The 22,801-nt window shown below is 63.0% G+C and carries 27 protein-coding genes; 7 read left to right on the top strand and 20 right to left on the bottom strand.

Annotated features, from left to right (window positions below):
* Positions 1-9 precede the first annotated feature (9 nt).
* Genes ACP2YP_RS07230 through ACP2YP_RS07210 form a run of 5 tightly spaced genes read right to left on the bottom strand, consistent with a single transcriptional unit; the run spans position 10 to position 4,932 of the window.
* Positions 10-1,146: an NAD(P)/FAD-dependent oxidoreductase gene (locus ACP2YP_RS07230; protein WP_426423286.1), complete on the bottom strand. Its 1,137-nt coding sequence runs from the start codon at positions 1,144-1,146 to the stop codon at positions 10-12.
* An 8-nt stretch (positions 1,147-1,154) separates the two neighbouring features.
* Positions 1,155-1,961: an ABC transporter permease gene (locus ACP2YP_RS07225; protein ID WP_426423285.1), complete on the bottom strand. Its 807-nt coding sequence runs from the start codon at positions 1,959-1,961 to the stop codon at positions 1,155-1,157.
* Entirely contained in the window at positions 1,958-2,833 is an 876-nt protein-coding gene (locus tag ACP2YP_RS07220) for an ABC transporter permease (RefSeq protein ID WP_426423283.1), read from the bottom strand. Before ACP2YP_RS07220 ends, ACP2YP_RS07225 begins: the two co-directional genes overlap by 4 nt.
* Entirely contained in the window at positions 2,830-3,870 is a 1,041-nt protein-coding gene (locus ACP2YP_RS07215; RefSeq protein WP_426423281.1) for an ABC transporter ATP-binding protein, read from the bottom strand. Before ACP2YP_RS07215 ends, ACP2YP_RS07220 begins: the two co-directional genes overlap by 4 nt.
* A gap of 27 nt (positions 3,871-3,897) precedes the next feature.
* Positions 3,898-4,932 (bottom strand): ABC transporter substrate-binding protein, encoded by a 1,035-nt coding sequence (locus tag ACP2YP_RS07210; protein WP_426423280.1) that lies wholly within the window; start codon positions 4,930-4,932, stop codon positions 3,898-3,900.
* Positions 4,933-5,206: 274 nt separating this feature from the next.
* On the opposite strand from ACP2YP_RS07210, the gene ACP2YP_RS07205 reads away from it, so the two are divergent.
* Complete coding sequence (locus ACP2YP_RS07205) at positions 5,207-6,106, top strand: LysR substrate-binding domain-containing protein (RefSeq protein WP_426423278.1); 900 nt, start codon at positions 5,207-5,209, stop codon at positions 6,104-6,106.
* Here ACP2YP_RS07205 and ACP2YP_RS07200 read toward each other — a convergent pair.
* The 9 genes from ACP2YP_RS07200 to ACP2YP_RS07160 all read right to left on the bottom strand — a co-directional run bounded on the left by ACP2YP_RS07200 (position 6,103) and on the right by ACP2YP_RS07160 (position 14,913).
* Positions 6,103-7,476, bottom strand: a complete 1,374-nt coding sequence (locus ACP2YP_RS07200) for an amidohydrolase family protein (RefSeq protein ID WP_426423277.1) — start codon at positions 7,474-7,476, stop codon at positions 6,103-6,105. The two genes, ACP2YP_RS07205 and ACP2YP_RS07200, sit on opposite strands and share 4 nt — an antisense overlap.
* Positions 7,473-9,056 carry an ABC transporter substrate-binding protein gene (locus tag ACP2YP_RS07195; protein WP_426423276.1) on the bottom strand — a complete coding sequence of 528 codons (1,584 nt, stop codon included), beginning with the start codon at positions 9,054-9,056 and terminating at the stop codon, positions 7,473-7,475. The genes ACP2YP_RS07200 and ACP2YP_RS07195 overlap by 4 nt, the downstream gene beginning before the upstream one ends.
* A gap of 23 nt (positions 9,057-9,079) precedes the next feature.
* The gene (locus tag ACP2YP_RS07190; RefSeq protein ID WP_426423275.1) at positions 9,080-9,736 is read right to left on the bottom strand and encodes an aspartate/glutamate racemase family protein; all 657 of its coding nucleotides are present in this window, start codon (positions 9,734-9,736) and stop codon (positions 9,080-9,082) included.
* 8 nt (positions 9,737-9,744) lie between these two features.
* On the bottom strand, positions 9,745-10,629 hold the full coding sequence (locus tag ACP2YP_RS07185; protein WP_426423274.1) for a polysaccharide deacetylase family protein: 885 nt from the start codon (positions 10,627-10,629) through the stop codon (positions 9,745-9,747).
* Positions 10,616-11,431 carry an ABC transporter substrate-binding protein gene (locus ACP2YP_RS07180; protein WP_426423272.1) on the bottom strand — a complete coding sequence of 272 codons (816 nt, stop codon included), beginning with the start codon at positions 11,429-11,431 and terminating at the stop codon, positions 10,616-10,618. Before ACP2YP_RS07180 ends, ACP2YP_RS07185 begins: the two co-directional genes overlap by 14 nt.
* Positions 11,432-11,457: 26 nt before the next feature.
* Entirely contained in the window at positions 11,458-12,222 is a 765-nt protein-coding gene (locus ACP2YP_RS07175) for an amino acid ABC transporter ATP-binding protein (RefSeq protein ID WP_426423270.1), read from the bottom strand.
* The gene (locus tag ACP2YP_RS07170; protein WP_426423268.1) at positions 12,219-13,076 is read right to left on the bottom strand and encodes an amino acid ABC transporter permease; all 858 of its coding nucleotides are present in this window, start codon (positions 13,074-13,076) and stop codon (positions 12,219-12,221) included. The genes ACP2YP_RS07175 and ACP2YP_RS07170 overlap by 4 nt, the downstream gene beginning before the upstream one ends.
* Positions 13,073-13,900, bottom strand: a complete 828-nt coding sequence (locus ACP2YP_RS07165) for an ABC transporter substrate-binding protein (RefSeq protein WP_426423266.1) — start codon at positions 13,898-13,900, stop codon at positions 13,073-13,075. The genes ACP2YP_RS07170 and ACP2YP_RS07165 overlap by 4 nt, the downstream gene beginning before the upstream one ends.
* An 89-nt stretch (positions 13,901-13,989) precedes the next feature.
* Positions 13,990-14,913, bottom strand: coding sequence for an N-carbamoyl-D-amino-acid hydrolase (locus ACP2YP_RS07160; RefSeq protein WP_426426065.1), 924 nt, complete (start codon positions 14,911-14,913; stop codon positions 13,990-13,992).
* A gap of 184 nt (positions 14,914-15,097) precedes the next feature.
* On the opposite strand from ACP2YP_RS07160, the gene ACP2YP_RS07155 reads away from it, so the two are divergent.
* On the top strand, positions 15,098-16,024 hold the full coding sequence (locus tag ACP2YP_RS07155; protein WP_426423265.1) for a LysR family transcriptional regulator: 927 nt from the start codon (positions 15,098-15,100) through the stop codon (positions 16,022-16,024).
* 28 nt (positions 16,025-16,052) lie between these two features.
* The gene (locus tag ACP2YP_RS07150; protein ID WP_426423263.1) at positions 16,053-16,766 is read left to right on the top strand and encodes a glutamine amidotransferase-related protein; all 714 of its coding nucleotides are present in this window, start codon (positions 16,053-16,055) and stop codon (positions 16,764-16,766) included.
* Between the two features lie 111 nt (positions 16,767-16,877).
* Here the strand turns inward: ACP2YP_RS07150 and ACP2YP_RS07145 are convergent, their stop codons facing one another.
* Both ACP2YP_RS07145 and ACP2YP_RS07140 read right to left on the bottom strand, forming a co-directional pair.
* Positions 16,878-17,345 carry a DUF1348 family protein gene (locus ACP2YP_RS07145; protein WP_426423262.1) on the bottom strand — a complete coding sequence of 156 codons (468 nt, stop codon included), beginning with the start codon at positions 17,343-17,345 and terminating at the stop codon, positions 16,878-16,880.
* Positions 17,346-17,438: 93 nt separating this feature from the next.
* Positions 17,439-17,855, bottom strand: a complete 417-nt coding sequence (locus ACP2YP_RS07140) for a YbgC/FadM family acyl-CoA thioesterase (protein WP_426426063.1) — start codon at positions 17,853-17,855, stop codon at positions 17,439-17,441.
* A 212-nt stretch (positions 17,856-18,067) separates the two neighbouring features.
* Between ACP2YP_RS07140 and ACP2YP_RS07135 the strand changes: the two genes are divergently transcribed.
* From ACP2YP_RS07135 to ACP2YP_RS07120, 4 genes are all read left to right on the top strand, one after another.
* Positions 18,068-18,295 (top strand): hypothetical protein, encoded by a 228-nt coding sequence (locus ACP2YP_RS07135; protein WP_426423261.1) that lies wholly within the window; start codon positions 18,068-18,070, stop codon positions 18,293-18,295.
* A gap of 90 nt (positions 18,296-18,385) precedes the next feature.
* A complete protein-coding gene (locus ACP2YP_RS07130; RefSeq protein ID WP_426423259.1) occupies positions 18,386-18,607 on the top strand; it encodes a hypothetical protein in 222 nt (73 codons plus the stop codon).
* Between the two features lie 19 nt (positions 18,608-18,626).
* Positions 18,627-19,052 carry a hypothetical protein gene (locus tag ACP2YP_RS07125; protein ID WP_426423258.1) on the top strand — a complete coding sequence of 142 codons (426 nt, stop codon included), beginning with the start codon at positions 18,627-18,629 and terminating at the stop codon, positions 19,050-19,052.
* A 742-nt stretch (positions 19,053-19,794) separates the two neighbouring features.
* Positions 19,795-20,043: a hypothetical protein gene (locus tag ACP2YP_RS07120; RefSeq protein WP_426423256.1), complete on the top strand. Its 249-nt coding sequence runs from the start codon at positions 19,795-19,797 to the stop codon at positions 20,041-20,043.
* A gap of 18 nt (positions 20,044-20,061) precedes the next feature.
* Here ACP2YP_RS07120 and ACP2YP_RS07115 read toward each other — a convergent pair whose 3' ends face one another.
* The 4 genes from ACP2YP_RS07115 to ACP2YP_RS07100 form a co-directional block, all read right to left on the bottom strand.
* On the bottom strand, positions 20,062-20,286 hold the full coding sequence (locus ACP2YP_RS07115) for a hypothetical protein (protein WP_426423255.1): 225 nt from the start codon (positions 20,284-20,286) through the stop codon (positions 20,062-20,064).
* A gap of 463 nt (positions 20,287-20,749) precedes the next feature.
* Positions 20,750-21,319: a hypothetical protein gene (locus tag ACP2YP_RS07110; RefSeq protein WP_426423253.1), complete on the bottom strand. Its 570-nt coding sequence runs from the start codon at positions 21,317-21,319 to the stop codon at positions 20,750-20,752.
* A gap of 51 nt (positions 21,320-21,370) precedes the next feature.
* On the bottom strand, positions 21,371-22,267 hold the full coding sequence (locus tag ACP2YP_RS07105; protein WP_426423252.1) for an AlbA family DNA-binding domain-containing protein: 897 nt from the start codon (positions 22,265-22,267) through the stop codon (positions 21,371-21,373).
* Positions 22,268-22,609: 342 nt separating this feature from the next.
* Positions 22,610-22,798 carry a hypothetical protein gene (locus ACP2YP_RS07100; protein ID WP_426423251.1) on the bottom strand — a complete coding sequence of 63 codons (189 nt, stop codon included), beginning with the start codon at positions 22,796-22,798 and terminating at the stop codon, positions 22,610-22,612.
* Positions 22,799-22,801: the final 3 nt, after the last annotated feature.

The following is a 22,801-nucleotide window of genomic DNA, read 5'->3' as shown; positions in this document are numbered from 1 at the left end:
TCAGTAGCTCTAGTAACCGCTGTTGTTCGCCGCGCCCGCGCCACCAAAACGACTGGCCGAGAACGCGCCGACCAGCTCCGGCACGAGCGCGCCTTGCGCCACCATGCGCGCGATCTCGAAGGCATGGTTGGAGGCGAGCGTCACGCCGGAATGGCAGCAAGCGACGAAGGCGCCGGGATGCGTCTCCGACTGGTCGTAGATCGGAAAGCCATCCTGCGGCATGACGCGGATGCCGGCCCAGCTCCTGACCACGTTGAGCCGGGCGAGATGCGGAAACATCCGCTGCGCGCGATCGGTCATCACCGCACTGATCGAATGCTTCAGCGCGCGATCATCGAGCTCGTCTTCCTTGCTGTCGCCGATCATCACCGTGCCCTCGTCGGTCTGACGGATCGTCGTCAGCGGATGCGGCAGGAACGGCATGGTGCGCTCGGTCACCACGATCTGGCCGCGGGTCGGGTCCATCGGCGCGTAAAGGCCGACCATCGGCGCGAGCGTCTGGTTGGCATTGCCGGCGGCAAGCACGATTTTGGCGGCACGCAGCTCGCCCTTCGGCGTGGCCAAGCGGAATTCGCCGCCACTCTTGCTGATCACCGAGACCGGCCGCTCCGGGAAATAGTCGATGCCGAATTCCCTGAAGCCGGTGTGGAAGGCGCGAAAAGTGCGCAGCGAATTGACATGGCCATCGAGCGGACAATAGCTGCCGCCCGAAACCTCCGGGCCAATCAATGGCAGCGACTTCTTCACCTCGGAGGCGGAGAGCATCTCCATCTTGTAGTCGGCAGCACCAGCCTGGTTGTGCATACGCTTGACGAGCTCGGCGCGCTGACCGAATTCATCCTCGCCCAGCGTGAGATGAAAGCCACCGTTCTGCTGGAGAGAAACATCGAGCCCGGTCTGCTGCTTCAGCTCGGAAGCGAGCCGGCCCCAGGCTTCCGAGGCGCGCACCGTCCACACCGTATAGGCGGGCATGCCAAGCCCCTTGCTCTGGACCCAGACCAGCGCAAAGTTCGCGCGCGAGGCGCGCTTGGTGATGTCGCCCTCGTCGAGCACGGCCACGCTCTTGCCGAGCCGGCCAAGGCCCCAGGCAATCGCAGAGCCGAGCAGTCCGCCCCCGACGACGGCGACGTCATAGTCCTTGGGCATAGGTTCTCCTATCGTCCCGTATCGCCCTTGCCGGCGAGCACGCGGTCGAGCCCGTAGAAGCGGTCGAGCAGAATGAGGGCGGTCATGGTGATCGCGATCACGCAGGCCGAGACCGACGTCACCAGCGGATCGATGTTGTCCTGGATATAAAGGAACATGCGCACCGGCAACGTCTCGGTGCCGGGTGCCGCAAGGAAGACGGTCATGGTGAGATCGTCGAAAGACTGGATGAAGGCGAGCGCCCAGCCGCTGATCACGCCTGGCAGGATCAGCGGCAGCGTCACACGGCGAAACAGGGTCCAGCCGCCGGCGCCGAGCGAGACCGCAGCCATCTCGACCGTGCGGTCCATGCCGGTTGCAGCCGCCAGCGTCAGCCGCAGCGCGAACGGAAACACGATGATGACATGCGCGATGATCAGCGCCGCAAAACTGCCGCCGAGCCCAGCCGAGGTGAAGAAGCGCAGGAAGGCGATGCCGAGCACGACATGCGGGATCATCAGCGGCGACAGGAACAGCGCCGCCAGCGCATCGCGGCCGCGGAAGCGATAGCGCGCGATCGCCAGCGCCGCCGGCACCGCAAACAGCAGTGCCACGAAAGACGAAAGCGCGCCGAGCCCGAGGCTGACCCAAAAGGCATGGATGAATTCCGGGTAGTTCGCGATTGCCCTGAACCAACGCAGCGAAAAGCCGTTGGTCGGCAGCGACAGAAAACCTTCGGGCGTGAAAGCAACGAGGCAGACCACCAGGATCGGCGCCACCATGACGACAACGAAGATGGTGTGGAAGATCAGCGCAAGCGGGCCGTTCCGTCTCATCGAAACACCTCCGCATAGCGGCGCTCGATCAGCGCGTTGCTGCCGACGACGATCAACACCAGCGCCACCAGCAGCAGCGTGGCGACCGCGGCTCCGAGCGGCCAGTTCAGCGTGTTCAGGAATTCGTCATAGGCGAGCGTCGCCGCGACTTTGAGCCGGCGGCCGCCGATAATCGCCGGCGTTGCGAAGGCGCTGGCCGAGAGTGAGAACACGATGATCGCGCCCGACAGCACGCCCGGCATGACCTGAGGCATGATGATGCGGCGGATGATGGTCACGGCGCCGGCGCCGAGCGACATCGCGGCATTCTCGATCTGCGGATCGAGCCGCTGCAGCGCGGCCCACACCGACAGCACCATGAACGGCATCATCACATGCGCGAGCGCGACGACCATGCCGGTTTCGGTGAACATGAAGGGGATCGGGGAGCGGATTACACCAAGCGACATCAGCAGCTTGTTGACGAGGCCATTGTTGCCGCCGAACAGCAGTGCCCAGCCGAGCGTGCGCGCCACGACGGAGATCAGCAGCGGCCCGAGGATCACGAGCAGGAAGAAGCTTTTCCAGCGGCCGCTCATGCGGTTGAGGATGTAAGCCTCGGGCGCACCGAGCAATGCGGTCAGCAGCGTGGTCAGGATCGCGATCCGAAACGTCCGCCAGAACATCTCGGCGTAATAGGGATCGGTCGCGATCTCCCGCCAGTTCTTGAGGATGAAGACCGGCTCGATGCCCTTGTACTGGCCCCAATCGTGGAACGACAGCATCACCGTCATCGCCAGCGGGATCAGCAGCACGCCGACGAACAGCATCAAGGCGGGCGCCGTCAGCGCCCATGGCGCACGCGCGTTGCGCTCTTCAGCGACTGCGCTCATGCGACGGCCCTCGCGCGCAAGCTCATGTCCTCGGGCCGCCAGGTGAGCCGAACGGCCTCGCCTTCGGTCGGCTGCGGCTGGCCGTCATTCTGACGGATCACGATCGCCGGGCCGCATTCGCTGTCGCACTGGAACAGCCAGTGATTGCCCTGGAAGATGCGCGTGACGATCTTTGCGCCGAGGCCCGCATCGCCAAAGCCAATACGTTCAGGACGAATGCTGATTGTGACAGGACCGCTGAGACCGGCCGGCGCCGGTGCGCTCCAGGAGCCCGCCACCAACCGCGCCGGGGTCGCAGTCTGATCAATCGTCCCGGCAAAATCGTTGGTCTTGCCCAAAAACTGCGAGACAAAGGCCGAGGCCGGCTTCTCATAGGTCTCCTGGGGCGTGCCGATCTGCTCGATCTTGCCCTGGCTCATCACCACGATGCGGTCGGAGAGCGACATCGCCTCGTTCTGGTCGTGGGTAACGAGGATCGTGGTGGTGCCGATGGTGCGCTGGATCTGGCGCAGCTCGATCTGCATCTCCTCGCGCAGCTTGGCGTCGAGGTTCGACAACGGCTCGTCGAGGAGTAGCACGCTCGGCTTGATCACCAGCGCGCGCGCCAGCGCCACGCGCTGCTGCTGGCCGCCGGACATGCGGCGCGGATGGCGGTCCTCGTAACCGGTGAGGCCCACCATCGCGAGCGCGGCGCGAACGCGTTCGGCTCTGTCAGCGCGGGGCACGTTGCGCATTTCGAGGCCAAAGGCGACGTTCTCCGCCGCGGTCATGTGCGGAAACAGCGCGTAGCTCTGGAACACGATGCCGAGCCCGCGCTTGGCCGGATGGATCGCGGTCAAATCCTTGCCCTCCAGGCGGATTGCGCCGCGCGTGGGATCAAGGAAGCCCGCGATCATCTGCAACGTCGTGGTCTTGCCGCAGCCGGAGGGGCCAAGGAAGGAGACGAACTCCCCCTTGCCCACCGCGAGACTGAAATCATCGACCACAGTCTGCGCGCCGAATTGCTTGGCGACTCGATCGAGCTCGAGATAGGCCATGAGCTGTCTCCGCTACGAACGATCAGATCAGCGCTCGACCTCGCGGTTCCAGCGCTTGGTCCACTCCTCGCGCTTCTCGTTGATGAGCGTCCAGTCCGGATTATAGAGCTTGGCCGCGCGCTCGCCGATCGGGGCCATCTTGCCGAGCTCCGGCGGCACCACCAGCGATTTCAGCACCGGGCCGTAGCCGTAGTCCTTCAGCATCACGAGCTGGATTTTGGGATCAAGCAGCATCTTGACGAAGTTTGAGGCGAGCGGCGAGGCGTTGGGCTTCGAGATCGGACAGGCCGTCGTCAGCAGCGTTGCCGCGCCCTCCTTGGGATAGACGAAGTCGACGGGGAAGCCGGTGTTGGCAAAGCTCTGCACGCGGCCGGTGCCCCACACCGCGATGACGGCCTGGCCGGACTGGAACAGCTCGGTCATCTTGCCCGGCGACGGCTCATAGGCGAGCACGTTCGGATTGATCTGCTCCTTGAAGATCTTGAACCCCGAGTCCACGTTGGACTCGCCGCCGCCATTCATCTTCGACAGCATCACCAGCGCTTCGAGGCCATAGGTGTTGTTGATGGGCGGAATGACCAGCTGCCTGGCGTATTTCGCATCCTTCAGATCATTCCACGAGGTCGGCGGCGCCCAGCCTTTCTCCGCAAACACCTTGGTGTTGTACATCAGACCTGTGGCGACGATGCCGATCGCGACCGCGCGATCGTCCTTGAAGCGCGCGGTGCCGTAGAGATCGGCGGCCGGCAGGCCCTCGAGCTTGCCGCAGAAGCCGAGCTGGATCGCCTGGTACATCGGGCCGTCGTCGACGATGGCGACATCGATCTGCTGATTGCCCTTCTGCGCCTGAAGCTTCGCCAGCGTATCGGTGGAGTTGCCGGCGACGTATTCGACCTTGACGCCGTTCTCCTTCTCGAAGGTCGGGATCACCTCGTCGCGGATGGTCTTCTCGAACGAGCCGCCATAGCCGGCGACATAGAGCGTTTTCTGCTGGGCCGAAGCGGCCGTCGTAGCGGCGAGCGCCGCGATGCTGACCGCTGTCAGAAGGCGAAAAGTCTTCATGTGGACCGATCTCCAATACCGGAATGAGGTGACGTGCCGACAAATCTCTGGCTGAAGTGCCTTCCGCATCTCCTTCCGCGCAAATCCCCTCTCCAACCAGGGCTCCGGCCCCTGCTCGGCAGGTTTTGGCGCGATCTGGGGGTGTTTGGGCCCCAATCTGCCGAAAAAGCGGGCTGTCTCCAGCTCTGATGAAAAAGATCGCAAACCTCGGCTTCCATCGTCCAATGAATAATGGCACCCTCTGCATGCCTAAATATTATGAATGGAAACTGGGATGGCGCGGATCAATTCGCGGCAGGTGGAGGCTTTCCGCGCGACGATGCTGACCGGCAGCGTCACCGAGGCGGCGGCGCTGATGACGGTCACGCAGCCGGCGGTGAGCCGGTTGCTGCGCGATCTCCAGGCGCTGTTGAAGATGGACCTGTTCGAGCGCCGCGGCACTGGCCTCGTGCCAACCGCGGCGGCGATGGCGCTCTATACTGAAGTGGAGCGCTCCTTCGTCGGCCTCGAACGCATCACCGCCGCAGCCGAGGAAATCCGCGGTCGCCGCACCGGCTCGCTGCGGATCGCAGCACTGCCGGCGTTGTCGAACGGCTATCTGCCGCGGCTGACCGGTCACTTCCTGAAGGAGCGGCCGAACCTCAACCTGGCGTTCTTCGGCGTGATCTCGCCGATCGTGGTCGATTGGGTCCTCAATAACCAATGCGATGTCGGCTTTGCCGAGGTGCCGATCGCGCATTCCGGCCTGCCGAGCCAAAAGCTGCCGGCGCCGGCGCGCGTGGCGGTGCTGCCGACGGGTCATCACCTCGCGGAAAAGGAAGTCCTGAAGCCGCGCGATTTCGAAGGCGAGACCTTCATCTCGCTGTCGGCGGGATCGTCGAGCCGGCACCTCGTCGACCAGATCTTCCATCGTCACGACGTCCGCCGCGTGCTGCGCGTTGAGACTGCTCTATCGGAGATCATGTGCGGCCTGGTGTCATCAGGGCTTGGGGTTGCGATCTGCGATCCCTTCACCGCGCAGGAATTTTCCACCCGCGGCGTCGTCGTGCGTCGCTTCCTGCCGCGTATCGACTTCGAATTCTCCGCCGTGTTTCCCGCACAACGCAGCCCTTCGCCTGTGGCGCTCGATCTCGTCGAAACCATGCGCAAGTCGCTTGCCGAATTCGATAGCTAGCCGTTGAACGCAGCCTGCGCCTCCGGCAGGTCCCAGATCTTGCCGATCGCGGCGGTGCCTGCCGCTGTGATCGCCGCCTCGTCGGCGCCGAGATAACGGCCGTCATCGACCAGCACGCGGCCGTCGACCATGACCTGGTCGATATTGGCACGGTTGGCGAGCGCGATCAGCGCGCGGCGCGGGTCGAACAGTGGCTGAAGATGCGGATGGGTGAGATCGACGACGGTGAGATCGGCGGTGGCGCCCGGCTCGATACGGCCGAGGTCCGGCCGCTTGATGACGTCGGCCGCGACTGCCGTGTTCGCCTCGATCAGCTCGGGTGAGTTCGCGACATCGGCGCGCTGCGAGGTGATCTTGGAGATCAGCGATGCCGCGTTGAGCTCGCCAAGCAGGTCCATGTTGTAGCCGTCGGTGCCGACGACGGTGCGCACGCCGTGCTCGGCAAACCGGCTGAACGCCGCGGTCACGCCGGCGCGCGCGAATACGCGCGGACAATTCAGCACGGTCATGCCGCGCGCGGCCATCAGCTTGAGATCGTTGTCGCTGCTGAACATGCAGTGCGCCGCCATCAGGTCGGGCGCCAGCAGGCCGAGCCAGTCCAGATACTCCGCCGGCGTGCGGCCGCCGTAGCGTTTGCCGATGGTCTCGACCTCGGCACGGCTTTGCGCCATGTGCGTCGTGATGGGCACGCCGAGCTCGCGCGCCCGCGCGGCGCAAGCCTTCAGCAGATCGGGACCGCAGGTGTCGGTGGCGTGCGGGCTCATCGCGAGATTGATGCGGCCGTCGCCGCGATTGTTCCAGCGCTGATAGAGCGCATCCCATGTCGCCATGTCGGCCGTGCCGTCGTCGCCGGAATAGCGCACGACGCCGTCGGCCCCCGCCTTGGCGTCCGACGTCGAGAACAGATAGGGCGCGCCGTAGAACCGGATGCCCATCTCTTCCGCCGCGTCGAACATTTCCGGGATCGAATTCCGGAACGGCTCCATCACCGTGGTGGCGCCGCCCTTGAGGAGCTGGAGAATGCCGAGCCGCGCGACCGCAAGGCGCTCCTCGGCCGACAGAATATCTGCGCCGCGCTTGGTCAGCGGCAGCAACACCGTGTAGACGATGCTCTGGTTGTTGCGGCGGCCGTTGCCGTCCTCGCTGTGGCTGCGCGCCACCGCTTCGGAGAAGCAGTGATTGTGCAGATTGAGCAGGCCGGGCAGGACGAAGCGGCCGGGACGGTCGTAGACCTCGTCGGCGCCAGGCTTGTCGCGCGTGACCGCGGCGATCCTCTTCCCTTCGACCAGGACCCAATGGTCGCGCAGCACATCCTGCGCGCCGTCCTTGCGTGACAGCACATAGCTGCCGAAGATTGCTGTGGTACTCATGCGGGGCGTACGTTCCAGAAGACGGCGGTGCCGTCGAGAATGCCGGTGATGGCTTTGCGATAGGCGGTCGGCTGCTTGTACAGGCCGATCGGAATATAGGGGATTTCCTCGAACGCGACGGCCTGGATCTCGCGGCAGATGCGCTGCTGCTCCGCGAGCTCGGACGCCGCCAGCCATTGGCTGCGCAAGGGGCCCATCTTCTCGCTCGCATACCAGCCGGCGACCTTGCCTTCGCCGCGGATGTTGGTGTTGCCGGCCGGGTTGAGCCAGTCGATGCCCTGCCAATTGCCGACCGCGGCGCTCCAGCCGCCCTGCCCGATCGGATCCTTCTTCAACTGGCGCTGCAACACGACGGCGAAATCGAGCCCGGTATATTCGACGTTCATGCCGGCCTTGCGTAAGCTGTCCACCGCGATCTCACCGAGCGGCTTTTGTGCCAGCGAATTGGTGGGGACGAGCACCACGATCTTCTCGCCATTGTAGCCGGCGGCCTTCAGATCGGCCTTGACCTTGTCGTAGTTGCGCGGGCCGCGGAACACGTCGAGGCCGACCTCGCTCGCCATCGGGGTATCAGGGGCGAAATAGCCGATCGGCGAGACCTGGAAGGCCGGATCGGTACCAGCGACCGCCGTCATGAACGCGGACTGGTCGATCGCGCCCAAAAGCGCGCGGCGAACGGCAGGATTATCGAACGGCGGCTGCAGATGATTGAGGCGCAGCATGCAGGCGTAGCCGCGGGGGTCGAGGATGCGCGTCTCGATATCGCCGGCCGCCTTGATGATCGGCAACAAATCGTGCGGCGTGGTTTCCTGCCAGTCCTGCTCGCCGGTCTGGAGCGCGGCGACGCCGGTGCCGGCGTCGGGCGTGGTGGTCCAGACCACGCGGTCGTAGTGCACGATCTTCGGACCCGCGGTCCAATCCGGCCTGCCGTCGGTGCGCGGCTGATAGCGCTCGAACTTGGCATAGGCGTTGCGGGCGCCCTGCACGCGCTCGTCGGCGAGATAGCGGAACGGGCCGCTGCCGATCACTTCGGTCAGCGGCTTGAACGGGTCCTGGCTCGCCAGCCGCTCCGGCATCATGAAGCAGGGATTGATCGCGGCCTTGCCGAGCGCCTGCGGCAGCAGCGGGAACGGACGCTTGAGACGGAAGCGGATGGTGCGGTCATCGGCGGTTGAGAGTTCGGCGGTTGCCTCCATCAGCTCGCCGCCAAACCCGTCGCGCGCCGCCCAGCGGCGGATGCTGGCGACGCAGTCGCGCGCCAGCACCCGCTCGCCGTCGTGCCAGAACAGGCCGTCACGAAGCGTGAGATCCCACTGGAGCTGGTCACCGGAGATCGCGTGGCCCGACAGCATCTGCGGCGAGACCTGGAGCGCGGAGCTCATGCCATAGAGCGTGTCGTAGACCATGAAGCCATGGTTTCGCGACACCTGCGCGGTCGAATAGATGGGATCGACGAAGGCGAGGTCGATGACGGGAATGAAGCGCAGCGTGCTCTGGGATTCGGCACCGACGATGCCCGGCAACGAAAGCGCCGGCACCGCGGCGGCGGCCTTGAGGAGCGAGCGGCGGGAGATGGGCATTACAAAAGGCTCCTGAAGAGATCTTACGTGTTCAACAAGACCGCGCCGATCGCAGCCGCGACCGCCTGCTGCGTCGGCTCGATCACGGGCACACCGATGGCGTCCGCGATCGCCGTGCGATGCGAGGCCATCCCCGCACAGCCCATCACCACGACATCGGCGCGGCACTGCGTGACCAGCGCGCGGCCGGCCTCGATCAACCGGCTGCGAATATCGGCGCCTGCCGTTTCCGCCGCGCTTGCGCCGACTGACCAGCTTCTCGCATAGCGGCTGTCCACGCCCATCACCCGCGCCATGCGCTGCTGGCGGCGGATGCTGGAGGGCGACAGCGCGATGATGCCAAAGCGTTCGCCCAGCATCAGCGCGCGAAAGATGCCGCATTCGGCGATGCCCAGCACCGGCCGACCGCCGGCCGCCTCGCGCACCGCATGCAGGCCGGGATCGCTGAAGCAGGCGAGCACGAAGGCATCTGCATCGTCACTTGTGACGCGATTGACCAGCGGCATCACGACGCTGTCGGCATCGCGCTGCGAGCTGATGCCGGGCGGCCCCTCGGCAAGGCCGACCACTTCGATCTCGGGCCCACCTGCGATGCGCAACGGCGCCACCGCGTCGTCGATCGCCGCCGTCACCGACGCCGACGAGTTGGGGTTGATGACGAGGATTCGGCGGCGGGTCATGGCGTGGCTCAACGGTTGGCCGCCTCGTGGCGCAGGAAGTTTTCAGCGATCTTCTCGCCGGTGGTGATCCAGACGTCCGGGCACGACTTCGCGTAGGTCAGGAACTCGCGCAGCAGGCGCAGCCGCATCGGACGGCCGCTGCATTGCGGATGCAGCACCGTCGTCACCATCGCGCCCCAGTCGCGCACTTCGTCGAGCTCGTCCTTCCAGATCGAGAGCACATGCTCCTTGGGGAAGATCGAGCGCGGGCTGAAGCGCGCGGAGAGGCCGTGCATCCAGTCGTCGTAGCTCGCGGTCACCGGCAGCTCGATCGTGCCGGGCTTGCCGTCGGCGAGACGATGGCGATAGGGCCGCACGTCATCGCGGAACGAGGATGAGTAGACGATGCCGTGGCGCACCAGCGCCACCCGCAGCTCCTCGGTGAACTCGCCATAGGGCGCGCGGTAGCCGGTCGGTTTGACGCCGAGCCGGCGCTTCAGCGCCTCGAAACCGCGCTCCAGTTCTTCCTCGATCCAGGGATCGCCGGGATCGGGCAGCAGATGGTGATAGCCGTGGTGGCCGATCTCGTGGCCAGCCTTGAGGATGGATTCGGCCATCGCCGGATGCGCATCGACCGACCATCCCGTGATGAAGAACGTCGCCTTGAGATCGAGCTGGTCGAGCAGCTCCAGAAGTTTCGGCGTGCCGACGCGCGCCTCATAGCCGCCATAGCTCATGGTGATGAGGCGCTGGGCGTGCACTGCGTCCTTGCTGGTCCACGCGCTCTCCGCGTCGACGTCGAACGACAGGAACATCGCCGACTTGTACGGCTTCGGCCAGGGATATTCCGGCGCAGGATCTGCGGTATTGGCTGGGGTGAGCGGGATGCTCTGGAGTGCCTTACTGTCCAGCATTGATGGTCGCCTTTTCGAGTGCATTGTCTGTCAGCTTCCACTTCGCAAGCAGGGTGCGATAGGTGCCGTCGGCGATCAGAGCGTCGACCGCCTCCAGCATGGCCTGCTGAAGCGTCTTTTCCTTGACCGGAATGGCAATGCCCGTGAACTGCGTTGCGAACGGATCGCCGACCGGCGCATAGGTGCCCGGCTCGAGATCCATCACATAGGGCAGCGTCTCGTTGCCCTGCACGGCGGCGTCGATACGGCCCTGCCTGAGCTGCGTGCGCGCATCTGCCGAGCCGTCCGTTCCGACGAACTGGATCGGATTGCCGCCGCAATTTTTCTGGCTCCACTTGTCGATCTCTGCCGGAAACATGGTCCGGCGGCTGGCGCCAACCTTCTTGCCGCACAGCGCAGCCATGTCTTTGAACTCGGACGCGCGGGACTGCTGCACGAAGAATTTTGGGCCGCTACGCAGATAATCGACGAAGGAAGCGATGTCGTGCCGGCTCGCATAGTCAGTGAAGCCGGACAGGATGGCATCCACCCGACCCGTCGAAATCGACGGCATGAACTCCGCAAAGCTGGTCTCGGTCCATTCGATCTTGACGCCGAGCTTGCGGCCGATGGCCTCGCCGAGATCGATGTCAAAGCCGGACAGTGTGTTGGTGGCGGGATCACGGAACTCCATCGGCGGATAGTTCGGCACCAGCGCGACCTTGATGCTGCCGCGCTTGGCGATCTCAGGCGGCAGCTCGATGGCCAAGGCCGAGATAGTCATGGCACCAAAGAGCGCCGCCGTAACCAAAACTCTCTTCATCAACACGCCCCAATTTCCATTAGTGCTCAGATCACTGCCGAAAGAAATGCCTTGGTCCGCTCCTCGCGCGGTGCGCCCAGAACATCAGAGGCGCGGCCCTGCTCAACGATCGCGCCCTGGTCCATGTAGACGACGCGGTCGGCGACCTCGCGCGCAAAGCCGAGCTCGTGCGTCACCACCATCATGGTCATGCCGCTCTTCGCCAGCTCCTTCATGACTGCGAGCACCTCGCCGACGAGCTCGGGATCGAGCGCGCTGGTCGGCTCGTCAAACAGCATCAGCATCGGCTTCATCGCCAGCGCACGGGCAATCGCGACGCGCTGCTGCTGGCCGCCGGAGAGCTGCGCGGGATATGCGTTGGCCTTGGCCGACAGGCCGACGCGCCGCAGCAGCTCGATCGCCTCGGCGCGCACCTCGTCGGCTTTGCGGCCCTGCACCTGGAGCGGGCCTTCGGTGATGTTTTCCAGTGCGGTCTTGTGCGGAAACAGGTTGAAGCGCTGGAACACCATGCCGGTCTTCAGCCGCTGTCGCCCGATCTCGCGCTCGCTGAGGCGATGCAGTCGCCCGCTTTGCTCGCGCACTCCGAGCAGCTCGCCATCGAGCCAGATGCCGCCGCTATCGATGGCGGCGAGCTGGTTGATGCAACGGAGCAGCGTGGTCTTGCCCGAGCCGGAGGCGCCGATCAGGCACATCACCTCGCCGTGCCGGACGTCGAGCGAGACGTTTTTGAGAGCCTGGAACTCTCCAAAATTCTTGGTGACGGAGCGGATCGCGACGAGGGGCTTTGTCATCGCGCAAGCCGCAATGTGCCGCGCGCAAAGCGGCGTTCGAGCAGCATCTGGAGCGGCGTCAGAATCGAAACCACGAGCAGGTACCAGAGCCCGGCGACGATCAGCAGCTCGATCACGCGGGAATTGGCGTAGTAGATGTTTTCGGCGTTGTGCAGCACTTCCGGATATTGGATGACGCTCGCAAGCGAGGTCGCCTTCACCATGCCGATGAACTCGTTGCCCAGCGGCGGAATCACCACGCGCATCGCCTGCGGCAAAATGATCCGGCGCAGCGCGCGCAGCCGTCCCATGCCGATCGCCTGCGCCGCCTCATATTGTCCGATATCGACCGACAGCATGCCGGCGCGCATGACTTCGGACGTGTAGGCGCCCTGGTTGATGCCGAGCCCGAGCAGCGCCGCAAGGAACGGCGTCATGATGTCGACGGCGCGCGCGCTCCACAGGCCGGGGATGCCAATGGTTGGGAACACCAGCGCGAGGTTGAACCACAGCAGCAGTTGCAGGATCAGGGGCGTGCCGCGGAATAACCAGGTGTAGCCGGCCGCGACCGTCTTCATCACCGGGTTGGGCGACAGCCGCATGATCGCGACGACGACGCCGAGAAAGATGCCGAGCGCCATCGCCAGCACCGCCATCACCATGGTGTTGACGATGCCTTCGAGGATCACCTTTGCAGTGATGAAGCGGCTGACATAGGACCATTCGATCTGGCCATTGGCGAAGGCGCGCGCGATCGCCGCCAGCACCAGGACGATCAGTGCTGCGCTGAGCCAGCGAAACCAGTGCGGCTCGCGCGCGATCCGCATCCCCGACAAATCGGGAAAACCCTCCGCGAGCGCCGGCGCCGGCTTCATTGCGGCGCAGCGTTCAGCATGGGCTGGGCAACCGCGTTCGCGCCCAGGCCCCATTTGTCGAGAACCGCCTTGTAGGAGCCATCGGCGATCATCGCCGTGAGCTTCTCCGTCACGACTTCACGGAGCACGGCATCATCCTTGCGGAACATGATGCCCTGATAGCCTTTTGCAAAGGACTCGCCGACGACGCGGTATTTGCCCGGCTCCTGTGTCTGCGCATAGGGTAGCGTCTCGCTGCCCTGCACCGCGGCGTCGACGCGGCCCTGCTTGAGCTGATTGCGGACGTCGATCGAGTTCTCGCCCGGCACGTATTGAATGGCGGGCTTGCCAGCCGCCTCGCAATTCTGCTTGCTCCACTTCTCGATCTCGACCGGGAAGCTGGTGCTGCGGGTGGTGCCGACCTTCTTGCCGCAGAGATCGGTGGCGGCCTTCGCCTCGCTCTCGGCCATCACGAAGAACTGCGGGCCGGTCGTGAGGTAATCGACGAAATCGGCACTCTCGCGCCGCGAAGCACGATCGGAGATGCCGGAGATGATGAAATCGGCGCGCTTGGTCTGGAGCGAGGGGATCAGCTCGGCGAACGGCGTCTCGCTCCAGACGATCTTGAGGCCGCCAAGCCGCTTGGCGAGCTCGTTGGCGAGATCGATGTCGAGCCCGACCAGCTCGTTACTGCCGGGGTCGCGGTATTCCATCGGCGCGTAGGTCGAGTTGACCGTGAGTTTTAGCGTGCCTGCCTGCTTGATCTCCGCGGGAAGCTCGGCCGCTTGCGCAGACGTCACGGCAGCCAGCGCTGCGAAACCAAGAAAAAGCGAGAGGCGTGTCATGTCAGCTCCTTGCCAACCGTTTGCTTTGCCAGTCGTTGCGAGCGCAGTCCTTTGCCAACGCAGTCCGTTGCCAGCGCCGTGCCAAATCGTCAGTCCGCGTCGAGCACGGCCGGCTCGACGATGCCGGCGCGCTCGGTGATCACCCTGTATTGCTCGGGCCGCCGGTGGGCGGCGAAATTGAACATCTTGTCCTTGCCCTGGCGGCAGAGGTCGAGATCGATATCGGCGACGATCACCTCGTCGGTCAGGGTCGCGGCCTGCGCGACGATGCGGCCGTTGGGATCGACGATGCAGGAGCCGCCGATCAGGCCCGAGCCGTCCTCGTCGCCGGCCTTGGCGACCGAGATCGCCCAGGTCGCATTCATGTAGGCGTTGGCCTGCGTCACCAGCGTCGAGTGGAAGGTGCGCAACGAGGCGTCTTCGGTGGTCCCGCCATTAGGATCATAAGCCGCCGAATTGTAGCCGATGCAGACGAGCTCGACGCCTTGCAGGCCGAGCACGCGCCAGGATTCCGGCCAGCGACGATCGTTACAGATCATCATGCCCATGATCGCATGCGCCCATGCCGAGCCGGCGCGGAAGGCGGGAAAGCCGAGATCGCCATATTCGAAATAGCGCTTCTCGAGCTGCTGGTAGCGCGCGCCCACGCGCGGCTCGACCGAGCCCGGCAGATGCACCTTGCGGTAGCGGCCGAGAATCTCGCCGTCGCGATCGACCAGGATGGCGCAATTGTAGCGGCGGCCTTCGGCCGTCTGCTCGGCGTAGCCGACATAGAAGCCGATGCGCAGCGCCCGCGCGCGATCGAACAGCTTTGCCACGGCGGGGTTCGGCATGCCGTGCTCGAAATACCCGTCGAGCGTATCGCCTTCGAGCAGCCAACGCGGAAAGAACGTCGTGAAGGCGAGTTCGGGAAACACCACGAGGCTGGCGCCGCGGCTCGCCGCTTCCTCCAGCATGGCGAGCATCCGCGATAGCGTACGCTCACGTGTATCGGCTCTTTGCGTCGGCCCCATCTGGGCGGCGGCGGCGCGAAGGACACGAACCAAGATTGCCTCCAATCTGTGCGCAATGCTGCCTCAATGGGCGAATGAACCCTTTGATCCAGCATGCAAATCCGCGACCATTAGGCGCAAGGAGGGCTGCAAAATCAATTCATCGTGCTATGATGTTTTGGCCCTGAGTATAATCGGCAGTGATATGAACCTGCGCCAGCTCGAGATCCTGCGTGCCGTCATCCGCCACCGCACCACGGTCGCGGCGGCGGATGAGCTGGCACTGTCGCAGCCCGCGGTCAGCAACGCGCTGAAGACGATGGAGGCGCAGGCGGGCTTTGCGCTGTTCGAGCGCGTCAACAACCGGCTGTTTCCGACCGCGGAAGCGATGGCGCTCTACAAGGAGAGCGAAGCGATCTTCGCGCTTCACGCCAAGCTCGAAAACCGCGTGCGCGATCTGCGCGAGAACCGCGCCGGGCATCTTTCCATCGTGGCAACGCCGCCGCTCGCCTATAGCATCATTCCCTCCGCGCTATCAGGCTTCCTGCGCCGCCGTCCGGAGACACGCGTGTTCTTCGATGTCCGGCGCTATGAGGGCATCATCGAGGGCGTGCTCAGCCGCGTCGCCGAGCTCGGCTTCGCGCTCGGGCTGACGCATCATCCCGGCACCGCGCATGAGGTGGTGCACACCGGCGAAATGGTCTGCGTCCTTCCGCTCCAGCACCCGCTCGCCGACAGGTCCGTGATCTCGGCCGCGGATTTGTCGGGCCTCCCCTTCATCGGGCTTGAACGCGGCACGCGGCTCGGCGAAGCCGTGCGCGACAGCTTTGCCCGCGCCGGCGCGCCGTTCCAGCCGACGGTCGAGGTGCGCTATTGCAATACGGCCTGCGTGCTCGCGGCCGCCGGCGTCGGCGCCGCCGTGGTCGATCCCTTCTCGCCACGGCAGAACGGCGGCCACGGCCTCGTCGTCCGGCCGTTCACGCCGACGACCCGCGCGGTCGCCTACATGCTATGGTCGGAAGCCGAGCCGCTGTCGCGTCTGGCCAAGGCCTTTCTCGGCGAGATTCGCAAGGAGAGCGCGCTGTTGGACCGCACAGCGCCACACCAGCAACATGGGGCAGGAAGCGACTGAGCTTCGCAACCTTTGACCTGAGGGCCACATGGCACGCATCACCATCATCGAGACCGGACAGGTTCCGCCAAAATATCGCGAGCAGCACGGCTCGTTTGCGGACATGTTCGAGCGCATGGTCCGCGCCGAGGATCCGACGGCGACAGTCGACGTCGTCAGCATCCCGAATGGCGATGCGCTGCCCGATCCGAGCAAGCTCGAGGCCGTTCTGATCACCGGTGCTGCCGCCGGCGTCTACGACAGGCTCGACTGGATCGCGCCGCTGGAAGATTTCGTGCGCACCGCCTACACCAACAAGACGCCGATGGTCGGCGTTTGCTTCGGCCATCAGCTGATCGCGCAGGCGCTGGGCGGCACCGTGCACAAATCGGAGAAGGGCTGGGGCATTGGCCGGCACGTCTATCAGGTGCTGCCCGAGAACGGCGTCGTCGACGGCGAAGTGGTCGCCATCGCCGCCTCACATCAGGATCAGGTGATCGAGCCGCCGAACGACGCACTGACAATCCTGTCCTCTGAATTCACGCCGCATGCCGGCCTGCTCTACGCCAACGGCGCGACGCTGACGGTGCAGCCGCACCCCGAGTTCAACGTAGAATTTGCGCAAGTGTGCTGCGAGCTGCGCGACGGCAAGGCGCCGGAGGATGTCGTTGCGACGGCAAGGGATTCGCTGGCGCAGCCGCTGGACAGCGCGAAGCTGGGCGGGGCGATAACGAGGTTCTTGGCGCGTAAAGCTGGCTCCTGAGGAGCGCACACTCGCGCGCGTCTCGAAGGATAGAGGCCGAGCTGCAGCAGCGGGGCGCGCATGGTTCGAGACGCCGCTTCGCGGCTCCTCACCATGAGGAGTGAAAACTAGTCAGAACGGATCCGTCCCCAGCCCCGGCACATCGGCCGGCCGCGGTCCCGGCGCGGGCCAGTGAAAGCGGCGATCCTTCTCGGCCATCGCGACGTCGTTGATCGAGGCCTCGCGCCGCCGCATCAGGCCGTGCTCGTCGAACTCCCACTGCTCATTGCCATAGGAGCGATACCACTGGCCGCTTGCGTCGTGCCATTCGTACTGGAAGCGCACGGCGATGCGGTTTTCGTCGAAGGCCCAGAGGTCCTTGATCAGGCGGTACTCCTGCTCCTTCTCCCATTTGCGGGTGAGGAATGCGACGATGGCCTCGCGGCCCTGAAACACCTCCGCGCGATTGCGCCAGCAGCTGTCCTCGGTATAGGCGAGCGAGACGCGCACCGGATCGCGCGAATTCCAGGCGTCCTCGGCCATGCGCGCCTTCTGCGCGGCAGTCTCTCGGGTGAAGGGCGGAAGCGGCGGGCGCGACATGATGGCCTCATCGGTTAGCAGGAGTGGCAATCTATCGCCGCAGCCAGCGGAGTCGATAGGCCTTCCGCTATTGGGCGATCACTTATCGGGCGATCACGAAATCAAATCAGCCTTCATCAGCGTGCGGATCGATTTCGGGATCGGTTGCGCCCGGCCGCCGCTGATGAAGGCGACGCGCACCTCGGCCTTGACCAGCACGTCCTCACCGCGCCGCACCTCCTGCGCCAGCATGATGGAGGCGCCTTTCACCGCAACCGGCCATGTCACGATGTCGAGCACGTCGTCCATCCGCGCGGGCTTGAGGAAATCCAGATGCATCGAGCGGACGACGAAGGCAAAGCCTGCGCCTTCGGTCTCGGCCTGCTCGAACAGCGCCTGCTGCTCCGCACCCATCAACCGCAGATGATTGGTGCGGCCGCGTTCCATGTAGCGCAGATAATTGGCGTGATAGACGATGCCGGAAAACTCTGATTTGACGATATCGCAACAGCAGGAGGCTAACCGCTTGATTTCATTGGGGCGTTGGAAGGCTACAGCGTGACGAGAGCTATATTTGCCTATGCTCTTCCATAGCGAGCCGCAGTGACTTGGGAATGCGCTGCGCCTTTCCACCCGAGATAAATGCCACCCGTACCCGGTCTGTTACCAAAAGATCGTCTCCGCGCCTGCATTCCTGCAGTAGGGTAGCGTCGCGTTGGATCAATCTTTCCGGCTTCCCGGTCTTGGCGGCGGTGTCGGCGGTGAATGAAGCAACCGCCAACTTGGCGGATGCTCCCGCCGGCCCGGCCTTGCTTAGCGGCGGACGCCCGATCTCCAACCGCCTTCGCTGGGCCGTGCACCGCCTCATAAGCGGCCTTGCGCTTCGCGATCAGCTTCGCGCGCTGGGCCGGCGTCAGATCGCGGCGGATCAGCTTTTCGTCGATTTCGAGCGTCACCAAACCGACGGCTGATCGCTGGGAAGGCACACCGAATTTTAGGAACACTATCCGGCGGCGCGAGGTTTCTTCCTCATCAGAGGCTAGGAAGCGGAGTTCTCTTCCATGGTTGCCCAGATCGTGATGGACCACACAGGCGACAGCAGACATTTTTTTGAGCAAGACGACCCCAAGCAGCTGGCCGAGGCTGAGCAGCGCTTCAACAAGCTATCCGGCCAAGGATTTACCGCTGCTACTCGGACAGCGGCCGGCGATCTCAAGGTGATACGGTCATTTGATCCAACAGCGGAGGAAACGCTGTTCTATCCGCGCTTGGTCGGCGGCTAGAACGGTCGCAGCACGGAAGATGTTTTTATTCAGACGCAGCGGCGTCTCGAGTGGTGCGCGTTTGCGTGCCCTCCGCGCGCTTTATCGGAGCTTCAACGAGCAAAATGGCCCGGAAGCGCGTGCGCGTCATCTTTTGCGAGAATGGTTGTCTCCAGATCAGCGCGCTCAATTTGATGCCGAAGGTCATTTCGAAGTCACTGGTTCTCACACTGGCCGACGGTATCGAATTCACCAAGACACTATGAGCAATGTTTTGGAGCTCGATGAAGAAGGGCAGCCTAAGGTCGGGTGGTGTTTCGTTCCAAAACGTCCCTTGGCGGCCGGTGACGTTATGCTTGCCCAGAAGATCGCGCTCGAAACCGAGGAAATGTCGGTGCTCACGATTGCCAACAGGATATCGCCGAAACAGCCTCGGTTGCATCACGTGGTGCGCCGGGCCTACTAGGCTTGCTGATGGGCTTCTGGGCACCGCGACTCCTACACTCGAAGACGCTGGTTACATGATACACGGCGCGCTCGCCAACTGTATCAAGCATCGAGCTGGTTGACGAGGCAGCAACGCGATCTTATTGTTAAACTTGTGTCGGGAGGTTGCGTCACGCGCGTGGAAGTGCGGCTCAACAGGTTTAGTCCGTGCACTGATCTCTTCGACCTTCATCAGCGTTCTTTCTAATTCCGATCGGAGATATTGCTCGTGCGCAAGGTCTGTTGGCTCCGTCAGAAATGCCACCTTCACAAGAAAGCGGTTCAAGAGCGACGCAATTACAAGATTGTCCGAGTGTTGCGAACGTAGGGCCGTGAGTTGGCGACGCATCTCAATAAGGTCGAGAGTTTCGCGGTCTGAATATAATGGCATGACGGCTTCGCCACTGGGGACCCGGACTAAGGGCAATGTCCGGTCATGAGAAGCTAGCGCTCCGCAGTTTTGCTGCAATCAACGTCTGGAATTAAGCTTGATGTCGCGGTGGCTGGGTTAATTCTGGAACAAGCGCTGGCGGCCTCGGCATCACGGCCATCAAGTTCGGCGCCCTTGTCCATGCGGTCTAGATCGGCGCCGAGCGACTTGGCTCGTGTCCAGCGAGGGAGGTTTGATAGTGGCCTGATAAACGCTGCCTAGGCACGTCCGTTGCTCTGATCGAAGGCAAGGGCGGACTTTGGCGAAGGCCTGTTTCAGGATGAGGCAAACGATGCAGGAAGTGTCCCACGCCGGTATCGCCGGAGAACTACGGCTTAGCGCGCTCATCGCCGACCTTTTGTGGCGCGTTGAGCTTATGAATTCCGATATCCTCGAAGAAGAGGCGAAGGCCGGTGTGTTCGACACGCGGCAGCCGACATACCCCTTGCTCGCAAAAAACCTGCGAGCGCGACGCGACAACCTCCTTTCGACGATCGCCGCTTTGGAGAGGCGCGCGAGTTCGACAAAAATTGCGGCGTAAAGCCCGGCGGCGATCCGCCTATTCCTGCTCAGGACTGCCGATGTCAAATATCCCGAGGCGATAATCTTCGCCGATTGATTGCTGCGTCGTGGGGATCGCGATCAGAGTGAATGTGGCTTCGGGGTAGCGTTCCCACACTTCGATGTCGTCTGACGTAACGGTCAGATAGCCGAAAAAGCACCTGTAGCGGCCCGGCTCGGTCACCCGGCCGATCTTATCCCACGTGATCTTGTTAACGCGCATCTCTGTCGATCAAAAGAGGAAGCCCGCTCACCAACGGGGAGCGGGCTCCTCATGCCCATGCGTATCGCGCTTCGAAGCGCTATGACGAGACTAGTCGCGATCGGTTTCAGACGGGTTACCGTCGGATCCACACGTTCCCCGGCATCGCGCGGGCCGGCGACGCAAAATCTTGAGGCCAGCCCCGCCGGGAAATGTCGGAAATCATTTCTCAACCGTTCGAGATTATTATCGGAGCATGGATCGCGCATCCGACAAAGGCGTGGATGACGCGCGGTAATCGTTTGCCTGGGCCCAGCCGATTGCCGTCGCCGGCGCGGGTAGGCTGATCAGAAAATTACCCACTAATGTACGAAACAGGAAAACATCCAGAATTTAGGTTGGACAGTCGAAGATGGAGTAACCAGTTCACCTTGGACTCGGCGGGAAAGCGCGCTGCTTGAAGTAGAACGCGAGCTTGGCTGCCCTAAGCGCGGGCCTTCTGATCCAAGTTCGCGGTCAAAGTTGCCCAATTCTTCTTCGTCCAATGGAGAATAAGGTCACCAAGCATGCGCGACCCTTCGGGTTCTTTGATCTTCTTGGGGTCGTTCCCCATCGAAGATACTTTCCTCCAGTCTTCAGCAAATTTGTTGGACTCGTCACTGAGGTCATAGAAACCGGGACGCATAAGCGTTGACCAAACAAGAAAGGTTACCATCTCGGGCGAAAGTTTGCTGTCGTGACTCTTGTAAAGGCCTATCGCCATTCCGATCCCAGCTTCCGTGAAATCCTGGAAGTTGTCATCGATTTCATCGGCTGGGTCTTGATCAGCGTGCTTGAGGAAGTTTGTTTCTTCGTTGAAACGGTGTGGCCCCACCTTCTTAATGTGCGTCTCTAGCGCCTTCCTTGCGTCGGTTTCGGCGGTGATATCAAACAGTACCCGGAATGCTGCGCGGGACACAGTATGAATTGCAAGCATGTCTTCATTTCTGAAGAACATGCGTATGGCAGCGTCGAGTTGACGCTTGGCGGCATTCAACTTTCCAACCTTTGCCATAGCAGGACATCCATTCGTTAAGGCAGAACGTCAGCGGAGTACCGCTGCTGTTCAGGGCTGGTCCTTAAGGACCTCCTCTAAGCCTGCGCAAATCTCTTCCCCGTTCTTTACCAGCGTTTGTAGCAAGGACCGAAGACTTGACGACCCTGATAGCAGGCGCTGCCCGTCAGCAACCTGAACGAAGGAATTGTATTCATCGACAGCAGTAATGAGCTCGGCGGCCTTCATACGCAGGGGTTTGGGGAGCGACATGACGGCCACTCCGGATGAACGCAAACCGGGCGATACTCCAATCACAAGAACCTCTCCAGGAACGCCACCAGAAATAGATTGGCCCTGTTGACGTTCCCTCGCCGCCGCAACAATCCTTCGCATTTCGATCAGCAGGTCCCACGTAATGCCAAACTTCTTTCCAAATTCCAGGCTGCGACCGATCATGTCCCGGATTTCGTTGTCGTCCATGAGAAGCTTGGTCGCGTCGCGACGCCTGTAATAGAGCTTATCATCGGACTGGTGAGGCGCGTTCATCTGCGCCTTAGGGATCGCGACGACAAAGGCGAACGTGCCCATTCCTTTGGATTTCAGCGCGACCGGATGAGCAAAGGCCCCCTCAACGTGGGGATTAATGTTATGGAGGATTATCTGTTCAATCTGGTCGCTTATGCTCGCCGGTGCTGCGCCGTCGTCTACGTTCTTGGGATACCCTCCCGTGCGCTCCGCGATGCCATAGATGATGAGCCCACCCTCAGCATTCGCCATGGATGCCACATCGCGTATGAGGTCTTGGCGGTGCTTGTCGCCAAGCGTGCCCTTGCCGTCTGAGCGTTGCTTTTTATCCCTAAAATTCAGCGCCTCCGAATCCTTGTAATCTAGAGTCGTAGTTTCCTTTTGACCGGCCTTAACGATCAGGTCCAGATCAGTTTCGTCCCAGTCGCGCACGTCCTTCATTGGCCGTTCTGTCGACGTCTGACATTCCCTTGGTGAGGCATTCTAGCCTAGAGGGGCCAACATTTGAATTTGGGAATAGCCGACATCCTCCATGTTTGAGCACGCGAGTACAGCCAGCCCAATCGCCGAAGGCTTTCCAATTCACGATGAGGGGCTTGTCAGGTATTGCGAACACTCCTTTGAGGAACGTTGCGCAACGCTAGACAAGCGCTGGCGTGCAGAAGGCTGCGTCGGAGCATAGTTCTGCAAAAAGCAAGATCGCTAAGGATCATGGCTACCGGCGATCTGAAAGATCGTGAGAGACGCTACCCGCGGCCCGCCGAAGACCCAGCCAAGCTCAGGTCATTTCTTTCGTTTCGGCTTGCTCTCGCCCTGTTTGATCTCTTGCTCTTTGATTTCCTCGATCGCCTTCTTCGCCTGTTCTTGCGCGATGCGCCTGAGGCGACCCGCTAGCGGCTCCTCACGGAGATCTCCGGAGAAGCCCGCAGACGGCAATCGACGCATACGGCGCGCTTTGCTCCCGTCCACCATCGG

Origin of the sequence: Bradyrhizobium genosp. A, from assembly GCF_049949275.1 — a bacterium.
Taxonomy (GTDB): Bacteria; Pseudomonadota; Alphaproteobacteria; order Rhizobiales; family Xanthobacteraceae; genus Bradyrhizobium.
This window is presented reverse-complemented; position numbering and strand designations above follow the sequence as displayed.